Here is a 16,125-nt window from a genome sequence, read left to right as displayed (position 1 = left end):
TCGTGCTTATCACCAAAAAGAAAATTGTTGCGCATTATAGCTAATCCGCACCGCTTGTCATAAAGTTGCTCCCTTCTATTTAATCATCGCACGGAGATAAGGGTGATTACGCTTTCCAGACTCTACGTCCATCCGGTTAAATCATTGCGCGGTCTGCAGCTTTCTTACGCCCAGGTCGGCAGCAGCGGCCTGGCTTTCGACCGTAACTTTATGATCACCGAGCCGGACGGCACCTTTATTACCGCGCGCCAATACCCGCAGATGGTGTTGTTCACGCCGGCGCTGTTGCCGGACGGACTGTTCCTGACCGCGCCGGACGGCGAAAGCGCCGCCATTCGCTTCAGCGACTTCGCCGCCGCGCCGCAGCCGACCGAGGTGTGGGGCAACCATTTCACCGCGCTGATCGCGCCGGATGAGATCAACCGCTGGCTGAGCGGCTATTTCCAGCGCGACGTGCAGCTGCGCTGGCTGGGGCCGGAGTTGACCCGCCGGGTGAAGAAGCACCCTGAGATTCCGCTGACGTTTGCCGATGGCTACCCTTATCTGCTGATTAACCAGTCCTCGTTCAACGATCTGCAGCAGCGCTGCCCCGGCAGCATCAAGCTGGAGCAGTTTCGCCCCAACCTGGTGGTGAGCGGCGCAACCGCCTGGGCCGAAGACGGCTGGCAGGTGATCCGCGTCGGCGACGTGATGTTCGATCTGGTGAAACCCTGCAGCCGCTGCGTGCTGACTACCGTCAGTACCGAACGCGGCCGCAAGCATCCGAGCGGCGAACCGCTGAGCACGCTGCAAAAATTCCGCACCGCCGACAACGGCGATATCGATTTCGGCCAGAATATGATCGCACGCAACAGCGGCATCATTCGCGTGGGCGATACGGTGGAAGTATTGTCGACCAAACCGCCGCGCCCGTATGGCGCCGGCAAAGTGGTGGAGAGCGTGCAGGCGCCGCAAGACAGCGCGCACAACGTCACTATCGACTATGAAGGAAAGGTATTTACCGGCAACAATCAGCAGATCCTGCTCGAACAGCTGGAGCAGCAAGGCATTCGCGTGCCTTACTCCTGCCGCGCCGGGATTTGCGGCAGCTGCCGCATTACGTTGGTGAGCGGTGAGGTCGCGCCCCTGAAGAAAAGCGCGTTGGGCGACAACGGCACCATCCTGTGCTGCAGCTGCATCCCGAAAAGCGATTTAACCCTGGCGTAATCCGCCTTACACCGCCCTGTCGTAAGCCGGGGCGGCGCTTTCATCCTGCGCGCAGGGTTTCAGCCGATCGTGCATCACCTTGATGGCGTCGCCCAAAACCATGGTGCGGCCGGCCACCGTCAGCTGATTTTGCGCCAGCAGGCACAGGCTGGCGTTATCCCCGGCCTCCACCACCAGCAGGCGCGCTTCCGCGCCGCTTTCCATCACTTTCACCGCCGCCAGTTCGCCGTTTTTCGGCTGCAACGGATAGTGCTGCTGCGAGAAATGCCAGCTTTTCGGCATCAGCGGTTTCAGGAAACGGTAGGCGACCAGCGCATTCAGCACCAGCTCGGCGCGCTGCTCGTGGCTGAGCTTGACCTGTTTGCACTGTTCTTCATAAGTGAAATAAAGGGCGGCGTCATCCACGCAAAAAGCGCATTCATCGAAGGCGTCCGGCGTTAACATTTTGGCCGGGAAACGTGAACGAAAGATCATACCATTAGCTAAATCCAACATTAGCCGATCGTGTTCGGCATCAAAATACCAACGCCAATTATCGTCAGGTTTTATCTTCATTTCGTATCCTTCTCGCTGCCTACGCCAACGCCGCACTCACCCTAAAAGGCGATTTTATCATCGATAAAATAGCTTAAACATCGGATAATTCCGCGAACGATATTTATGCTAACGAACAAAATATAGACGAGCCGGGGGCAGAAATAAACCCCCGGAATAAAATGAGAGGAAAAATATTAGATATGGGTAACGATATCTTTAATCAAACGCGGGCCGTGATAGATAAATCCGGAATAAATTTGCAGCAGGCTCGCGCCGGCCTCCATTTTTTCGCGCGCCGCCGTCAGCGAATCGATGCCGCCCACGCCGATAATCGGCAGGCGTCCTTGCAGTTCGGTGGAGAGACGACGAATCACCTCGGTGCTGCGTGATTGCAACGGACGCCCGCTTAACCCGCCCGCTTGCTCGCAGTAATTCAATCCCTGGATCAATTTTCGATCCAAGGTGGTATTGGTGGCGATCACGCCATCGATATTATGCCGCACCAGGCTATCGGCAATTTGGATCAATTCTTCCTCTGAAAGATCCGGCGCGATCTTTACCGCCACCGGCACATATTTGTGATGGCGCGCATGTAATTCCTGCTGCTTATTTTTAATCGCCGCCAAAAGATCGTCCAGCGCTTCGCCATACTGTAAGGATCGTAACCCCGGCGTATTCGGTGAAGAGATGTTGATCGCGATATAACCGGCATACGGATAAACTTTATCCATGCAGATCAAATAATCGTCTTTACCCTGCTCGACCGGGGTGTCTTTATTCTTGCCGATATTGATCCCAAGAATGCCGCCAAAATGGGATTTCTTAACGTTTTCAACCAGATTGTCCACGCCATGGTTATTGAACCCCATGCGGTTGATCAGGCCTTCCGCCTCAACTACGCGGAACAAGCGCGGCTTGTCGTTGCCCGGTTGCGGACGCGGCGTCACGGTGCCGACTTCCACATGGCCGAAGCCCATCGCACCGAACGCATCGATGCATTCGCCGTTTTTATCCAGACCGGCGGCCAATCCCAACGGATTTTTAAACGACAGCCCCATGCAGCTGACCGGTTTGGTCGGCACGGACTGACGGACAAGAAACGCTAATGGGGTGCCGGTAATACGGCTGAGCTGACGAAAGGTCACTTCGTGCGCGCGCTCCGGATCGAGCTGGAACAACGCTTTCCTGATGAGGGGGTAGTACATGGACTCTCCTGATTTCCCGGTTGCAAACCGGGGGCGTATTATCCGGTATCCCCCGCCCAATTGGAATTGATTAAAGGCAAAAAAAGCCGTTTTTACGCAATCGTTTTCTCTCTTCGCCGCCAAATCGGCGCCAATCCGCTTTTGCGCATATCCAAATCAAAAAATGAGATTTAAAAAACGCGCCCAGTTGCTGGTAGGTTTAAAACACTTCCTATTGATTTTCTAATTAAACCTAACTTTTAGTTATAAGGAGTGGCAATGCGCGTTATATCACTGGCCGGTAGCCCACGCATCCCATCACGTTCCGCCGCACTGCTCTCGCTGAGTCAGAACTGGCTGCGGCAGCAAGGCGTGGAGGTGACGGCTTATACCCTGCACGACTTCGATGCCGAAGATCTGCTGTACGCCAACTTCAACAGCCCGGCGATCAAGGCCTTTGCCGACCAACTGGCGCAGGCCGACGGCCTGCTGATCTCCACGCCGGTTTATAAGGCGTCGTTCTCCGGCGCGCTGAAAACCCTGCTGGATCTGCTGCCGGAGCGCGCACTGGATCATAAGGTGGTGCTGCCGCTGGCGACCGGCGGTTCGATCGGCCACATGCTGGCGGTGGACTATGCGCTGAAGCCGGTGCTGGCGGCGCTGAAAGCGCAAGAGGTGTTGCACGGCGTGTTCGCCGACGACAGCCAGATCCAACTGACCGGTGAAAGCGCCACGCTCACCGACGCCGTCGCCGCCCGGCTGGAAGAGGCGCTGGCCAGCTTCTACCTGGCGCTTGGCCGCCGCAAACCGCCTGCGCTGCGCGTCGCCTCACCGCTGGCGACGCGTCAGACGGCCTGAAACGCCTGGAAAAGGAGAGCCTGAATGAAACAACGCATCGCTTTGCGCCGTTGGCTGAACGCCGCCGCCTTCACCGGCCTGCTGTCGCTGGTCTGGGCCAACGCCGCCGCCGCGCAGGATCCGGCGCAATTCCGCATCGGTTACCAGAAAGGATCGGTCAGCCTGGTGCTGGCGAAAAGCCACCGGCTGCTGGAGGAGCGTTTCCCCGCCACCCGCATCAGCTGGATCGAGTTTCCCGCCGGCCCACAGATGCTGGAAGCCCTGAACGTCGGCAGCATCGATCTGGGCAGCACCGGCGATATTCCGCCGATCTTCGCGCAGGCCGCGGGGGCTGATCTGCTGTATGTCGGCGTTGAGCCACCTAAACCCAAAGCGGAAGTGATCCTGGTGCCGGAAAACAGCCCGATCAAAACCGTCGCCGATCTGAAAGGCCATAAGGTCGCCTTCCAGAAAGGATCCAGCTCGCACAACCTGCTGCTGCGATCGCTGCAAAAGGCCGGCCTGAAATTTACCGACATCCAGCCCGCTTACCTGACGCCCGCCGATGCGCGCGCCGCCTTCCAACAGGGCAATGTCGATGCCTGGGCCATTTGGGATCCTTATTATTCCGCCGCGCTGCTGCAGGGCGGCGTCCGGGTGCTCGGCGACGGCACCGATCTGAATCAGACCGGTTCCTTCTATTTGGCGGCGCGGCCGTATGTCGAAGCTAATGGCGGCTTTATCAGCCAGGTCTTGACGGTGCTGACCCAGGCCGATGCGCTGACCCGCAGCGACCGGGCGCAAAGCGTGACCCTGCTGGCCAACGCCATGGGGCTGCCGGAGCCGGTGATCGCCAGCTATCTGGATCACCGCCCACCGACCGCCATCACACCGCTCGATGCGCATACCATCGCCGCACAGCAACAAACCGCCGACCTGTTTTACGCCAACCGACTGGTGCCGGTGAAGGTCGATATCTCGCAACGCATCTGGCGCCCAAGCGCACAATAAATAATGGGAGAACATTGACGATGAGCCTGAACGTTTTCTGGTTTTTACCCACCCACGGCGACGGCCACTACCTCGGCAGCGCACAGGGCGCACGCAGCGTCGATCACGGCTATTTGCAGCAGATCGCCCAGGCGGCGGATCGGCTGGGATTCGGTGGGGTGTTGATCCCTACCGGCCGCTCGTGCGAAGACTCCTGGCTGGTGGCCGCCTCGCTGATCCCGGTCACTCAGCGGCTGAAGTTTTTGGTCGCGCTGCGGCCGGGCATCATCTCCCCTACGCTGGCGGCGCGCCAGGCGGCAACGCTGGATCGCCTGTCCAACGGGCGCGCGCTGTTCAATCTGGTTACCGGCGGCGATCCGGAAGAGCTGGCGGCAGAGGGATTGCACCTCAGCCATGAAGAACGCTACGAAGCCTCGACCGAGTTCACCCATATCTGGCGCCGGGTGCTGGAAGGCGAAACCGTCGATTTCCACGGCAAGCATATTCAGGTGAAAGGCGCCAAACTGCTGTTCCCACCGGTGCAGCAACCGCGCCCACCGCTCTATTTTGGCGGATCTTCCGCCGCCGCGCAGGATCTGGCCGCCGAACAGGTGGAACTGTACCTCACCTGGGGAGAGCCGCCGGCGCAGGTCAAAGAGAAGATCGAAGAAGTTCGCGCCAAGGCGGCGGCGAAAGGCCGCCAGGTACGCTTTGGCATCCGCCTGCATGTCATCGTGCGGGAAACCACCGAAGAGGCCTGGCGCGCGGCCGATCGGCTAATCGCTCACCTTGATGAAGAAACCATCGCCAATGCACAGCAGGCTTTTGCGCGCTTCGACTCCGTCGGCCAACGGCGCATGGCGGCGCTGCACGGCGGCAAGAAAGATAACCTGGAGATCAGCCCGAACCTGTGGGCCGGCATCGGCCTGGTGCGCGGCGGCGCCGGCACCGCGCTGGTGGGCGACGGCCCGACGGTCGCGGCGCGCATGCAGGAATATGCCGATCTGGGCATCGACACCTTCATTCTCTCCGGCTATCCGCATCTGGAAGAGGCCTACCGCGTCGGCGAACTGCTGTTCCCACACCTCGATCTGGCGCAGGAGGAAACGCCCGCGCGTCTTCAGCCGGTGCGTCCACAGGGAGAAGTGGTAGCCAACATTTATGTTCCGCAAAAAGTGTCGCAGAGTTGAGGAGCGCCCCGATGGCAAATAACGCACAACGCATCCTGTACCGGCTGGCCCCTTGGGCGCTGCCGCTGGCGCTGGTGATCATCTGGCAAATCGCCGTCGAAACCGGCTGGCTGTCCAACCGCATTTTGCCGGCGCCGAGCGCAGTACTGGCCGCCTTCTGGAGCCTGAGCAAAAGCGGCGAACTGTGGCAGCATCTGAGCATCAGCAGCCAGCGCGCGTTGTTAGGCTTTGCCATCGGCGGCGGCATCGGGCTTACCCTCGGTTTTATTACCGGCCTGTCGCGCTGGGGTGAACGCCTGCTGGACAGCTCGGTGCAAATGATCCGCAACGTGCCGCATCTGGCGCTGATCCCGCTGGTGATCCTGTGGTTCGGCATCGATGAATCCGCCAAGATCTTTCTGGTGGCGCTCGGCACGCTGTTTCCTATCTATCTCAATACCTATCACGGCATCAAAAACATCGATCGCGGCCTGTTGGAGATGGCGCGCAGCTATGGCCTGAGCGGCTTCCGCTTGTTCACACAGGTGGTGCTGCCGGGCGCACTGCCGTCGATCATGGTCGGCGTGCGTTTCGCCCTCGGCTTCATGTGGCTGACGCTGATCGTCGCTGAAACCATCTCGGCCAACTCAGGCATCGGTTATCTGGCGATGAACGCCCGTGAATTCCTGCAAACCGACGTGGTGGTGGTGGCGATCGTGCTGTACGCCCTGCTCGGCAAGCTGGCGGACGTGGGTGCGCAACTGCTGGAACGCGTTTGGCTACGCTGGCATCCGGCCTATCAACTGAAACAGGGAGAAGCGCTATGACCCTTCCCGCTCGCCTTGCGCAAGGCACGCCGGTGACGCTGGAGTCCATCGGCAAACGTTACGGCAACCGCACGGTGCTGGACAATATTCAGCTGCGCATTTCCGCCGGGCAGTTCGTGGCGGTGGTCGGCCGCAGCGGCTGCGGCAAGAGCACGTTGCTACGCCTGTTGGCCGGCCTGGAACAGGCCAGCAGCGGCGCTTTGCTCAGCGGCAACGCGCCACTCGCCGCCGCCAAAGAGGATACCCGGCTGATGTTTCAGGATGCACGCCTGCTGCCATGGAAAACGGTGATCGACAACGTGGGGCTGGGGCTGCGCGGCCACTGGCGCGACGCGGCGCTGGAGGCGCTGGCCGCGGTCGGTTTGGCGGATCGCGCCGGCGACTGGCCGGCGGCGCTGTCCGGCGGACAAAAGCAGCGGGTCGCCCTGGCGCGCGCGCTGATCCACCGCCCCCGCCTGCTGCTGCTGGATGAACCGCTCGGAGCGCTGGATGCCCTGACGCGCATCGAGATGCAAGGTCTGATAGAGACGCTGTGGCAACAGCACGGTTTTACCGTACTGCTGGTCACGCACGACGTCAGCGAAGCCATCGCGCTGGCGGATCGGGTCATCCTGATCGAAGAGGGGCATATCGGGCTGGATCTCGCCATCGATCTGCCGCGGCCGCGGCGCAAGGGCTCTGCCAGGCTGGCAGAACTGGAGGCCGAAGTGCTGGAACGGGTACTATCGCCGCCTGCCGCGACGGACGCCGCGCGCCGGGCGGCGAATTGAATGAGTAAAAAATCCACCTGCTTAGCAGGTGGCTTTGACACAGCCCCCTAAAAGGGGGCTTAAACACTACTTTTCTAGCCCTAGCTGCATTTGTCTTTCTTCTTCCTCTTTCGCTACCTTGTCCTGGTACCGTACATATCGTCGAATTATCTCTTCGTTTGCCCCTACCGAGTCCACAAAATATCCCCTTTGCCAAAAGTGATTACCCCAAAGCTTGTGCTTTCTTAGATAAGGAAACTTAGCGAACAGCCTGATGGCTGTCCGCCCTTTCACAAATCCCATTAGCTCGGAAACACTTAAACTCGGTGGAGTTCTAACTACCAGATGTATATGATCTATCTGAACATTTAGTTCGACTACTCTGCATTTTTTCATATTGCAGTAGATGTAAATGCTGCGGTAAAGCTCTTTACCGAGATTACCCTTGAGGATTTTGTATCTGTACTTCGGTGTCCATACGAGATGATACTGACATCGATAGAATACGTGGGAAGCAGATTCATATCTGCTCATGCTACTTACTCCTTGATTTGCTGGTAACAAACCGAGGCAGTATTTAGCATGAGCATCCTTCGGGCATAGCCCCACATGAACGATCACCACCTCCATAGGAGGTGGTTTAGGATTGATAATGAAAAAGGGACGGCCCAGGCCGTCCCTTGATGTCTCTAGCGCGAAAAAATCAGGCGTCGAGCGCCTTGCTGATCTTCTCGTACAGATCGCCGGACAGGTTTTCCAACCCTTTCAGTTGTTCCAGCGCCTTACGCATCAGCGCCTGGCGGCCGGCATCGTAACGCTTCAAGCGAATCAGCGGTTCGATCAGACGCGCGGCGATCTGCGGGTTGCGCTGGTTGAGATCGCTCAGGATCTCCGCCAGGAACTGATAGCCGCTGCCGTCCGCAGCGTGGAACGCCGCCGGGTTGCCGGAAGCGAAACCGCCGATCAATGAACGAGTGCGGTTCGGGTTGCTCAGGCTGAACGAGCGGTGTTGCAGCAGCGCACGCACCTTGCTCAGCACGTCCGCCGACGGGCTGCCGCCCTGCAGCACGAACCATTTGTCCATCACCAGACCATCCTGATGCCAGCGTTCGTCGAACGCCGCCAACAGCGCATCGCGGCACGGCAACTGGGCCGCGACCGCGGCGGACAGCGCCGCCAGCGAGTCGGTCATGTTATCCGCCTGACGATACTGTTCGCTCACCAGCTGATCCGCCAGCGCCGCATCTTCGCCAAACGCCAGATAGCCCAGGCAAACATTGCGCAAGGCGCGTTTGGCGATCTCGGCGTGCTCCACGCGGTAGCCGTCGGTCTTGTTGGCGTGGTACACCGCCAGCCACTCATCGGCCAGTTCCCGCGCCAGGCAGCGAACGATCGCTTCGTGCACTGCAGCGATCGCTTCCGGATCGATGGTGGCGAACAGCTCGGCGATCTCGTTCTCCGACGGCAGCGTCAGGATCTGCGCCGCCAGCGCCGGATCCAACTTCTCGTCCAGCAACACCGCGCGGAACGCGTCGGCCACATGTAGCGGCAGCGACAACGGCTGTTTCTGCTGGTGCCGCGCCACGTTCAGCTTGATATAGGTCGCGAGCAGGCTCTGCGCCGCATCCCAACGCGCAAATTCATTGCGCGCGTGCTGCATCAGGAAGGTCAGCTGCTGATCGCTGTACGGATAGTCCAGCTTCACCGGCGCGGAGAATTCGCGCAGCAGCGACGGCACCGGCTTGTGCGCCACGCCGTCGAACACGAAAGTCTGCTCCGCTTCGGTGACGTTCAGCACGTTGTTGACCGGCAGACCGCCCTTCTGCAGCGCAATGACGTTGCCTTCGCTGTCGTACAATTCGATATCCAGCGGGATATGCAGCGGCAGCTTCTCCGGCTGATCGGCGGTCGGCGCGGTTTTCTGGCTGACATGCAGGCGATATTGTTGGGTTTGTGCGTCGTACTCGTCGCGCACCGTCAACAGCGGCGTACCGGACTGGCTATACCAACGGCGGAAGCGCGACAGATCGACGTTGGATGCATCCTCCATCGCCTGCACGAAGTCGTCGCAGGTGGCGGCGCTGCCGTCGTGGCGCTCAAAATAGAGCTGCATCCCTTTCTGGAAATTCGCTTCTCCCAACAGGGTGTGCATCATGCGGATCACTTCGGAACCCTTTTCATACACCGTCAGGGTGTAGAAGTTGTTCATTTCGATCACTTTGTCCGGACGAATGGCGTGCGCCATCGGGCTCGCGTCTTCGGCGAACTGTGCGCCGCGCATCACGCGCACGTTGTCGATGCGGTTGACCGAGCGTGATCCCAGATCGGAACTGAACTCCTGATCGCGGAACACCGTCAGCCCCTCTTTCAGGCTGAGCTGGAACCAGTCGCGGCAGGTGACGCGGTTGCCAGTCCAGTTGTGGAAGTATTCATGGCCGATCACCGCTTCGATGTTCAGATAATCCTTGTCGGTGGCGGTTTCCGCCTTGGCCAGCACATACTTGGAGTTAAAGATATTTAACCCTTTGTTCTCCATCGCGCCCATATTGAAGAAGTCGACCGCCACGATCATATAGATGTCGAGATCGTATTCCAGGCCGAAGCGGGTCTCGTCCCACTTCATCGAGTTCTTCAGCGAGGTCATCGCCCAGTCGGCGCGATCCAGGTTGCCGCGATCGACGAACAGCTCCAGCGCTACCTTACGGCCGGAACGGGTGGTGAAGCTGTCGCGCAGTACGTCGAAATCCCCCGCCACCAGCGCAAACAGGTAACAAGGTTTCGGGAACGGATCCTGCCATTGCACCCAGTGGCGGCCATCGGCCAATTCGCCCTGGCCGATGCGGTTGCCGTTGGACAGCAGGAACGGATAGCGCGCCTTGTCGGCCACGATGCGGGTGGTAAAACGCGCCAGCACGTCCGGGCGATCCTGATAGTAGGTAATATGGTGGAAGCCTTCGGCTTCGCACTGCGTGCACAGCGCATCGCCGGACAGGTACAGCCCTTCCAGCGCGGTGTTTTTCGCCGGATGAATATCGTTGACGATGGTAAGAGTGAATTGTGCCGGCAAATCCTCGATGATCAGCTGGTTATCCTGCTGACGATAGGCGCCCCACGGTTGGCCGTCGACCTCAATGCTCACCAGCGTCAGATCCTCGCCATCCAGCACCAACGGTGCGCCGGCCGCGCCCTGACGTTTGATTTTGCTGACGGCGGTCACGCGCGTGTTTTCCGCGTCCAGACTGAAGTCCAAGTCGATATCGGTCGTGGTGTAATCGGGTGCGCGATAATCGTGGCGATATTTTGCCTGTGGCTGTTGTGTCATAAAAACCCTTAAACGTCTCAGTGAGTTATAGGAGCCAAGCCGCTCTTCTCAACCGCGCCGCAGCCGGTATATTCACCTGCGGCGCCCGGCGGACCTGATTGTGAATAAACTGTATCACAGCTGGCTGAAAAGCCCAGAGTCGCCGGGCGTTCGCGATAGAGAAATCAGAAGCAAGTCATAAATCGCCCGCCGGGCGCAGGAGTGGGTGACCAGTGGCTAAATAAAATTCAGCATTAAATGCTAAAAAGAGGCCATCGGTGCGCCCCGGCATAGTTAAGGCGGTGCCGGCGGCATGATGGTATAATTGCTGAATCAGGTTCAGGGATGGCTCGCATTATGAAGATTAAATACGCAATCTATTTTTTCACCCTGTGCCTGATGACTTCCTTCTCGCTGTTCATTGTCGAGGAGCTGCTCGAAGCCCATACCGAATACCGTGATAACCAGCTCAACCTGTATAAGATCGATCGCGCCAAAGAAATCTCCGAGGCCTTTCAGGCATCTCTGCAGGCCCACCGCCTCAAGCGATTGAGCCTGATCGATCCGCAAATCACCCGCGCGCAATGTCTGGCCGCCGATCGGGCGGCGCGCGAGAAAATCGCCCGGATCCGCGAGCACCTGAACGATGCGGTCGCCAAACAGCTCGGGGTGCGGCAAAAAATCGCCGCGCTGTCGATGATCGGCCTGCTGGAACAGCTGCTGGATAACGACAATCTGCAGCTTTCGCAGGTCAACAACGCCAACGCCAATCTGTTCAACATCAACAGTGCCTATTACATCTCGCAAACCAGCAAGAGCTATTATCGCTACACCTACGATACCCGGATGGTGGATACCGATTCCTTTATGTTTCTCGAGGCCATCCGCCTCAACAATCGGCTGAATATGTCACTGACGGAGTTAAGCGATCAGATTATCGACGTCAATGTCAGCCCGCTCGATCGCAAAGACGCCTACCTGAAGTCCATCCAGCTGACCGGCGTACTGAACGCGCTGAGCACCCGATTGATCTTCATGAAGATCAACTACGACGACGTGCAAACCACCGACATCGTCAACCAATTGCTCACCGAGGTGTCCGCCGAGCGCCTCAAGCAGATTACCGATGGACTGTATACCGCCATCAATACCCAAAAGCCCTATCCCGCGGCGCTTATTTCGCATTATGTCGACGAACTGAGCGGGCTTTCGCAGGCGCTGTATCAACGCAGTTTCGAGCTGGAAACCGTCGCTTCGCGTCACAAAATTTATGACAGCCAGACCACCATTTACGGCATGATCGCGCTGGCCGGTCTGGTGGTGCTGCTGTTTATCTTGCCGGCGCTGGTATTTTGCACCAGCATCAACCGCTGGTTGACCAAGACCCACAACAATATCGTGCGATTGTCGCGCGGCGAGATGAATATCGATCGCAATGAGGCTTTCTACAGCCGGGAGCTGATCGCCATCAGCGACGCCATTCAGCAACTCAGACAATATCAGCTGGACAAGGTCTCGCTGGAGAGCGAGAAACAGCTGCTGATTAAAGAGCTCGAGGCCTCTTCCTTCCTCGATCCGCTCACCAACATTTATAACCGCCGTAAATTCTTCCTCGAATGTCAGCTATTGGGCGCCGGCAGCTATCCGCAGGCCTTTTGCCTGATCGATATCGACAATTTCAAACAGCTCAACGACTGCTATGGCCACGACGTCGGGGATCGGGTGCTGGTGGAGTTCGGCCACTTGTTGCAGCGCGCGTTCCGCGCCAGCGACATTTTCTGCCGCTACGGCGGCGAAGAGTTTGCGGTGCTGCTGGGCAGCTGTTCGTTGGACAATGCGCGGGACATCATGGAACAGTTGCGCGCGCGCACCCATGGACTGACGTTAAATCTGGCCGACGGACGGCAGGTGCGTTTCACCACCAGTTGCGGCATTGCGCCGGTCAGCGCGTTCAGCGCGCTGCAGGCAGCGATCAAGCAGGCGGACGAAGCGCTCTATTTTTGCAAAAAGAACGGCAAGGATCGGGTCAGCGTGCATACCCTGGCCGGGTTTATCTGATTTGTTGTTTAAAATAATTAACATTATAATTTTTATGACTAATTAGGCTAAGTCATTCACCTTACAGGCATATCTGACTTTTTTGTCGCCCCGCCGCCGCCAGACCGCCATAAAGGCACGTTTAATCCTCGACCCGCTTTGGTGATTTATGGTGTGATGCAGCTTCAATAACAGGATAATCCGGGTATACTCCACCCCCACTTTTATGATTATCCGGATTTGGACACGCGCCTGACGAGGATGCTGTAACGCGCTATGACTCAATACGCTTCCCCGATTTTGACATCACTGCTTGATACCGATGCTTACAAGCTTCATATGCAGCAAGCAGTGTTCCATCGCTATCCCGCGATCAGCGTGGCGGCGGAATTCCGCTGCCGCGGCGACGAACTGCTGGGCGAATATGCCGACGAGATCCGCGCGCAGGTGGCGCTGATGAGTCAGCTGGCGCTGACCGATGCCGAATTCGCTTACCTCTCGGGCCTGCCCTTTTTCCGCCAGGATTACCTGAACTGGCTGCGCACCTTCCGCTATGATCCGCAGCAGGTGTCTATCGACAACCGCGACGGCAGGCTGCAAATCCGCATCGCCGGGCCATGGCGCGAAGTGATCATGTGGGAAGTGCCGCTGCTGGCGGTGATCAGCGAAGTGGTGCACCGTCGGCGCTCTCCGCTGGCGACGCCGGAACAGGCGGTCGCGCACCTGCAAACCAAACTGGCGCAGTTCAAAACGCTGGCGGGCGACCTGGATCTCTCGCGTTTCAAGCTGATGGACTTCGGCACCCGTCGCCGTTTCTCTCAGGGCGTGCAGCAGGCCATCGTCAGCACCTTGCAGGCCGAGTTCCCCTATCTGTCGGGCACCAGCAATTACGATTTGGCGCACCAACTCGGTCTGGCGCCGGTCGGTACCCAGGCGCATGAGTGGTTCCAGGCACATCAGCAGATAAGCCCGGTGCTGGCCAACAGCCAGCGCGCCGCATTGCAAGCCTGGTTGGATGAATACCCGGACCAGCTGGGCATCGCGCTCACCGACTGCATCACTATGGACGCCTTCCTGCGCGACTTCGGCCCGCAGTTCGCCGAGCGTTATCAGGGGCTGCGCCACGATTCGGGCGATCCCGTCGAGTGGGGTGAAAAAGCCATTGCCCACTACCAGAAGCTGGGCATCGATCCGATGAGCAAAACGCTGGTGTTCTCGGACAACCTGGATCTGGAAAAAGCGCTGGCGCTCTATCGCCACTTCTATCAACGCATCAATCTCGGCTTCGGTATCGGCACGCGCCTGACCTGCGATATTCCGGGCGTCAAGCCGTTGAATATCGTGATCAAACTGGTCGAGTGCAAAGGCAAGCCGGTGGCTAAGCTCTCCGACAGCCCCGGCAAGACCATCTGCCAGGATCAGGCGTTCGTCAGAGCCCTGCGCAAAGCCTTCGATCTGCCGCTGGTGAAGAAGGCCAGCTGATCCTTCTTTATATAAAGAAAGCCGGCCCGGTTTCCGCGCCGGCTTTTTCGTTTTTATTTCCGAACGCCCTCTTTTCAGCCAGCCGCGATAAATGTTGCGCCAATCCGATGATTTCTGCTTGTGCTCTGCACCGCGGCAAGTAACATAGCCATTACCCCCATATTCTTGGGTTGTAAGCTATTTCTAAACCAAATTATTAAAGAGAGAAATCTATGAGCGTAGTGCCTGTAGTCGACGTACTGCAAGGTCGTGCTGCGGTTGACAGTGAAGTCACCGTACGCGGCTGGGTACGTACCCGGAGAGATTCAAAAGCTGGTATCTCCTTCCTGGCCGTCTATGACGGTTCCTGCTTTGATCCGTTACAGGCCGTCGTTAATAATTCTCTGCCGAATTATCAGGATGAAGTGCTGCATCTGACGACCGGTTGTTCGGTTGAGGTCACCGGCAAGGTTGTCGCCTCACCGGGCGAAGGCCAGAGCTTCGAACTGCAAGCCACCGCGATCAAAGTGGTCGGCTGGGTCGACGATCCGGACACCTACCCGATGGCGGCCAAACGTCACAGCATTGAATACCTGCGCGAAGTGGCCCACCTGCGCCCGCGCACCAACCTGATCGGCGCCGTGGCGCGCGTGCGTCATACCCTGGCGCAGGCGATCCATCGCTTCTTCCATGAAAATGGCTATTTCTGGGTGTCCACCCCGCTGATCACCGCCTCCGACACCGAAGGCGCCGGCGAGATGTTCCGCGTATCCACGCTGGATCTGGAAAACCTGCCGCGCACCGACAAGGGCGCCGTCGACTTCAGCGAAGACTTCTTCGGTAAGGAAGCCTTCCTCACCGTTTCCGGCCAGCTGAACGGCGAAACCTACGCCTGCGCGCTGTCCAAGGTTTACACCTTCGGCCCAACCTTCCGCGCTGAAAACTCCAACACCAGCCGTCACCTGGCGGAATTCTGGATGATCGAGCCGGAAGTGGCCTTCGCTACGCTGGACGACGTTGCCGGCCTGGCCGAAAGCATGCTGAAGTATGTGTTCCAGGCGGTGCTGGATGAGCGCGCCGATGACCTGAAATTCTTCGCCGAGCGCGTAGATAAAGACGCTATCGCCCGTCTGGAGCGCTTCGTTTCTTCCGATTTCGCCCAAGTGGACTACACCGACGCCATCGAAATCCTGATGGCCTCGGGCCAAACCTTCGAAAACCCGGTTTCCTGGGGCATCGATCTCTCTTCCGAACATGAGCGTTACCTGGCAGAGAAACACTTCCAGGCGCCGGTGGTGGTGAAAAACTACCCGAAAGACATCAAAGCCTTCTATATGCGTATGAACGAAGACGGCAAAACCGTCGCGGCCATGGACGTGTTGGCACCGGGCATCGGTGAAATCATCGGTGGCTCGCAGCGTGAAGAACGCCTCGACGTGCTCGATCAGCGTCTGGAAGAGATGGGTCTGAATAAAGAAGACTACTGGTGGTACCGCGATCTGCGCCGCTACGGCACCGTGCCGCACTCTGGTTTCGGCCTGGGCTTTGAACGTTTAATCGCCTATGTCACCGGCGTGCAAAACGTGCGCGATGTGATCCCATTCCCACGCACACCACGTAACGCAAGCTTCTAATTTATACGATCAAACGTTTTTTAAACGATTTCGTTACAAAACAAAGGCCAGCATCGCTGGCCTTTCGCATTTTTTAATATTGACGCACGTCACAAAGTTCCCTAAAAATTACATTTAGTTACACATACTTTCTTTTTGCAACCTGATTGGGACATTGGTATCATTTTCGTCCTAGATTAACCCGCCTGTGAAT

The 16,125-nt window shown here is 58.1% G+C and carries 13 protein-coding genes; 9 read left to right on the top strand and 4 right to left on the bottom strand.

The features are described 5' to 3' along the window. Positions 1-102: 102 nt before the first annotated feature. Positions 103-1,206, top strand: coding sequence for a YcbX family protein (locus AAIE04_RS04525; RefSeq protein ID WP_498576571.1), 1,104 nt, complete (start codon positions 103-105; stop codon positions 1,204-1,206). Between the two features lie 6 nt (positions 1,207-1,212). Here the strand turns inward: AAIE04_RS04525 and AAIE04_RS04520 are convergent, their stop codons facing one another. Beyond that, the gene (locus tag AAIE04_RS04520; protein ID WP_004928171.1) at positions 1,213-1,761 is read right to left on the bottom strand and encodes a cell division protein ZapC; all 549 of its coding nucleotides are present in this window, start codon (positions 1,759-1,761) and stop codon (positions 1,213-1,215) included. A gap of 176 nt (positions 1,762-1,937) precedes the next feature. Next, entirely contained in the window at positions 1,938-2,948 is a 1,011-nt protein-coding gene (gene pyrD, locus AAIE04_RS04515; RefSeq protein ID WP_019454516.1) for a quinone-dependent dihydroorotate dehydrogenase, read from the bottom strand. Between the two features lie 258 nt (positions 2,949-3,206). Here pyrD and ssuE point away from each other — a divergent pair, with 258 nt between their 5' ends. Genes ssuE through ssuB form a run of 5 tightly spaced genes read left to right on the top strand, consistent with a single transcriptional unit; the run spans position 3,207 to position 7,520 of the window. Next, positions 3,207-3,785 carry an NADPH-dependent FMN reductase gene (gene ssuE, locus AAIE04_RS04510; RefSeq protein ID WP_019454517.1) on the top strand — a complete coding sequence of 193 codons (579 nt, stop codon included), beginning with the start codon at positions 3,207-3,209 and terminating at the stop codon, positions 3,783-3,785. Positions 3,786-3,809: 24 nt separating this feature from the next. Beyond that, entirely contained in the window at positions 3,810-4,775 is a 966-nt protein-coding gene (locus tag AAIE04_RS04505; RefSeq protein ID WP_498576570.1) for a sulfonate ABC transporter substrate-binding protein, read from the top strand. 20 nt (positions 4,776-4,795) lie between these two features. Beyond that, positions 4,796-5,944: an FMNH2-dependent alkanesulfonate monooxygenase gene (gene ssuD, locus AAIE04_RS04500; RefSeq protein ID WP_063919138.1), complete on the top strand. Its 1,149-nt coding sequence runs from the start codon at positions 4,796-4,798 to the stop codon at positions 5,942-5,944. Positions 5,945-5,955: 11 nt separating this feature from the next. Further along, positions 5,956-6,750, top strand: coding sequence for an aliphatic sulfonate ABC transporter permease SsuC (ssuC, locus tag AAIE04_RS04495; protein WP_435981343.1), 795 nt, complete (start codon positions 5,956-5,958; stop codon positions 6,748-6,750). After that, on the top strand, positions 6,747-7,520 hold the full coding sequence (gene ssuB, locus AAIE04_RS04490; RefSeq protein WP_019454521.1) for an aliphatic sulfonates ABC transporter ATP-binding protein: 774 nt from the start codon (positions 6,747-6,749) through the stop codon (positions 7,518-7,520). The genes ssuC and ssuB overlap by 4 nt, the downstream gene beginning before the upstream one ends. A 66-nt stretch (positions 7,521-7,586) precedes the next feature. Here ssuB and tnpA read toward each other — a convergent pair whose 3' ends face one another. Both tnpA and pepN read right to left on the bottom strand, forming a co-directional pair. Next, positions 7,587-8,033: an IS200/IS605 family transposase gene (gene tnpA, locus AAIE04_RS04485; protein WP_498576569.1), complete on the bottom strand. Its 447-nt coding sequence runs from the start codon at positions 8,031-8,033 to the stop codon at positions 7,587-7,589. A 169-nt stretch (positions 8,034-8,202) separates the two neighbouring features. Beyond that, entirely contained in the window at positions 8,203-10,821 is a 2,619-nt protein-coding gene (pepN, locus tag AAIE04_RS04480; RefSeq protein ID WP_019454522.1) for an aminopeptidase N, read from the bottom strand. A 336-nt stretch (positions 10,822-11,157) separates the two neighbouring features. Here pepN and AAIE04_RS04475 point away from each other — a divergent pair, with 336 nt between their 5' ends. The 3 genes from AAIE04_RS04475 to asnS all read left to right on the top strand — a co-directional run bounded on the left by AAIE04_RS04475 (position 11,158) and on the right by asnS (position 15,932). Continuing rightward, positions 11,158-12,858 carry a GGDEF domain-containing protein gene (locus AAIE04_RS04475; protein WP_498576568.1) on the top strand — a complete coding sequence of 567 codons (1,701 nt, stop codon included), beginning with the start codon at positions 11,158-11,160 and terminating at the stop codon, positions 12,856-12,858. A gap of 255 nt (positions 12,859-13,113) precedes the next feature. Beyond that, positions 13,114-14,319, top strand: a complete 1,206-nt coding sequence (pncB, locus tag AAIE04_RS04470; protein WP_025159673.1) for a nicotinate phosphoribosyltransferase — start codon at positions 13,114-13,116, stop codon at positions 14,317-14,319. Positions 14,320-14,531: 212 nt separating this feature from the next. Further along, the gene (gene asnS / locus AAIE04_RS04465) at positions 14,532-15,932 is read left to right on the top strand and encodes an asparagine--tRNA ligase (protein ID WP_498576567.1); all 1,401 of its coding nucleotides are present in this window, start codon (positions 14,532-14,534) and stop codon (positions 15,930-15,932) included. Positions 15,933-16,125: the final 193 nt, after the last annotated feature.

It is taken from the genome of Serratia sp. Ae19-1, assembly GCF_059801225.1.
Note: the sequence above shows the minus strand (reverse complement) of the source record. Positions and strands in the feature narration are given on the sequence as shown.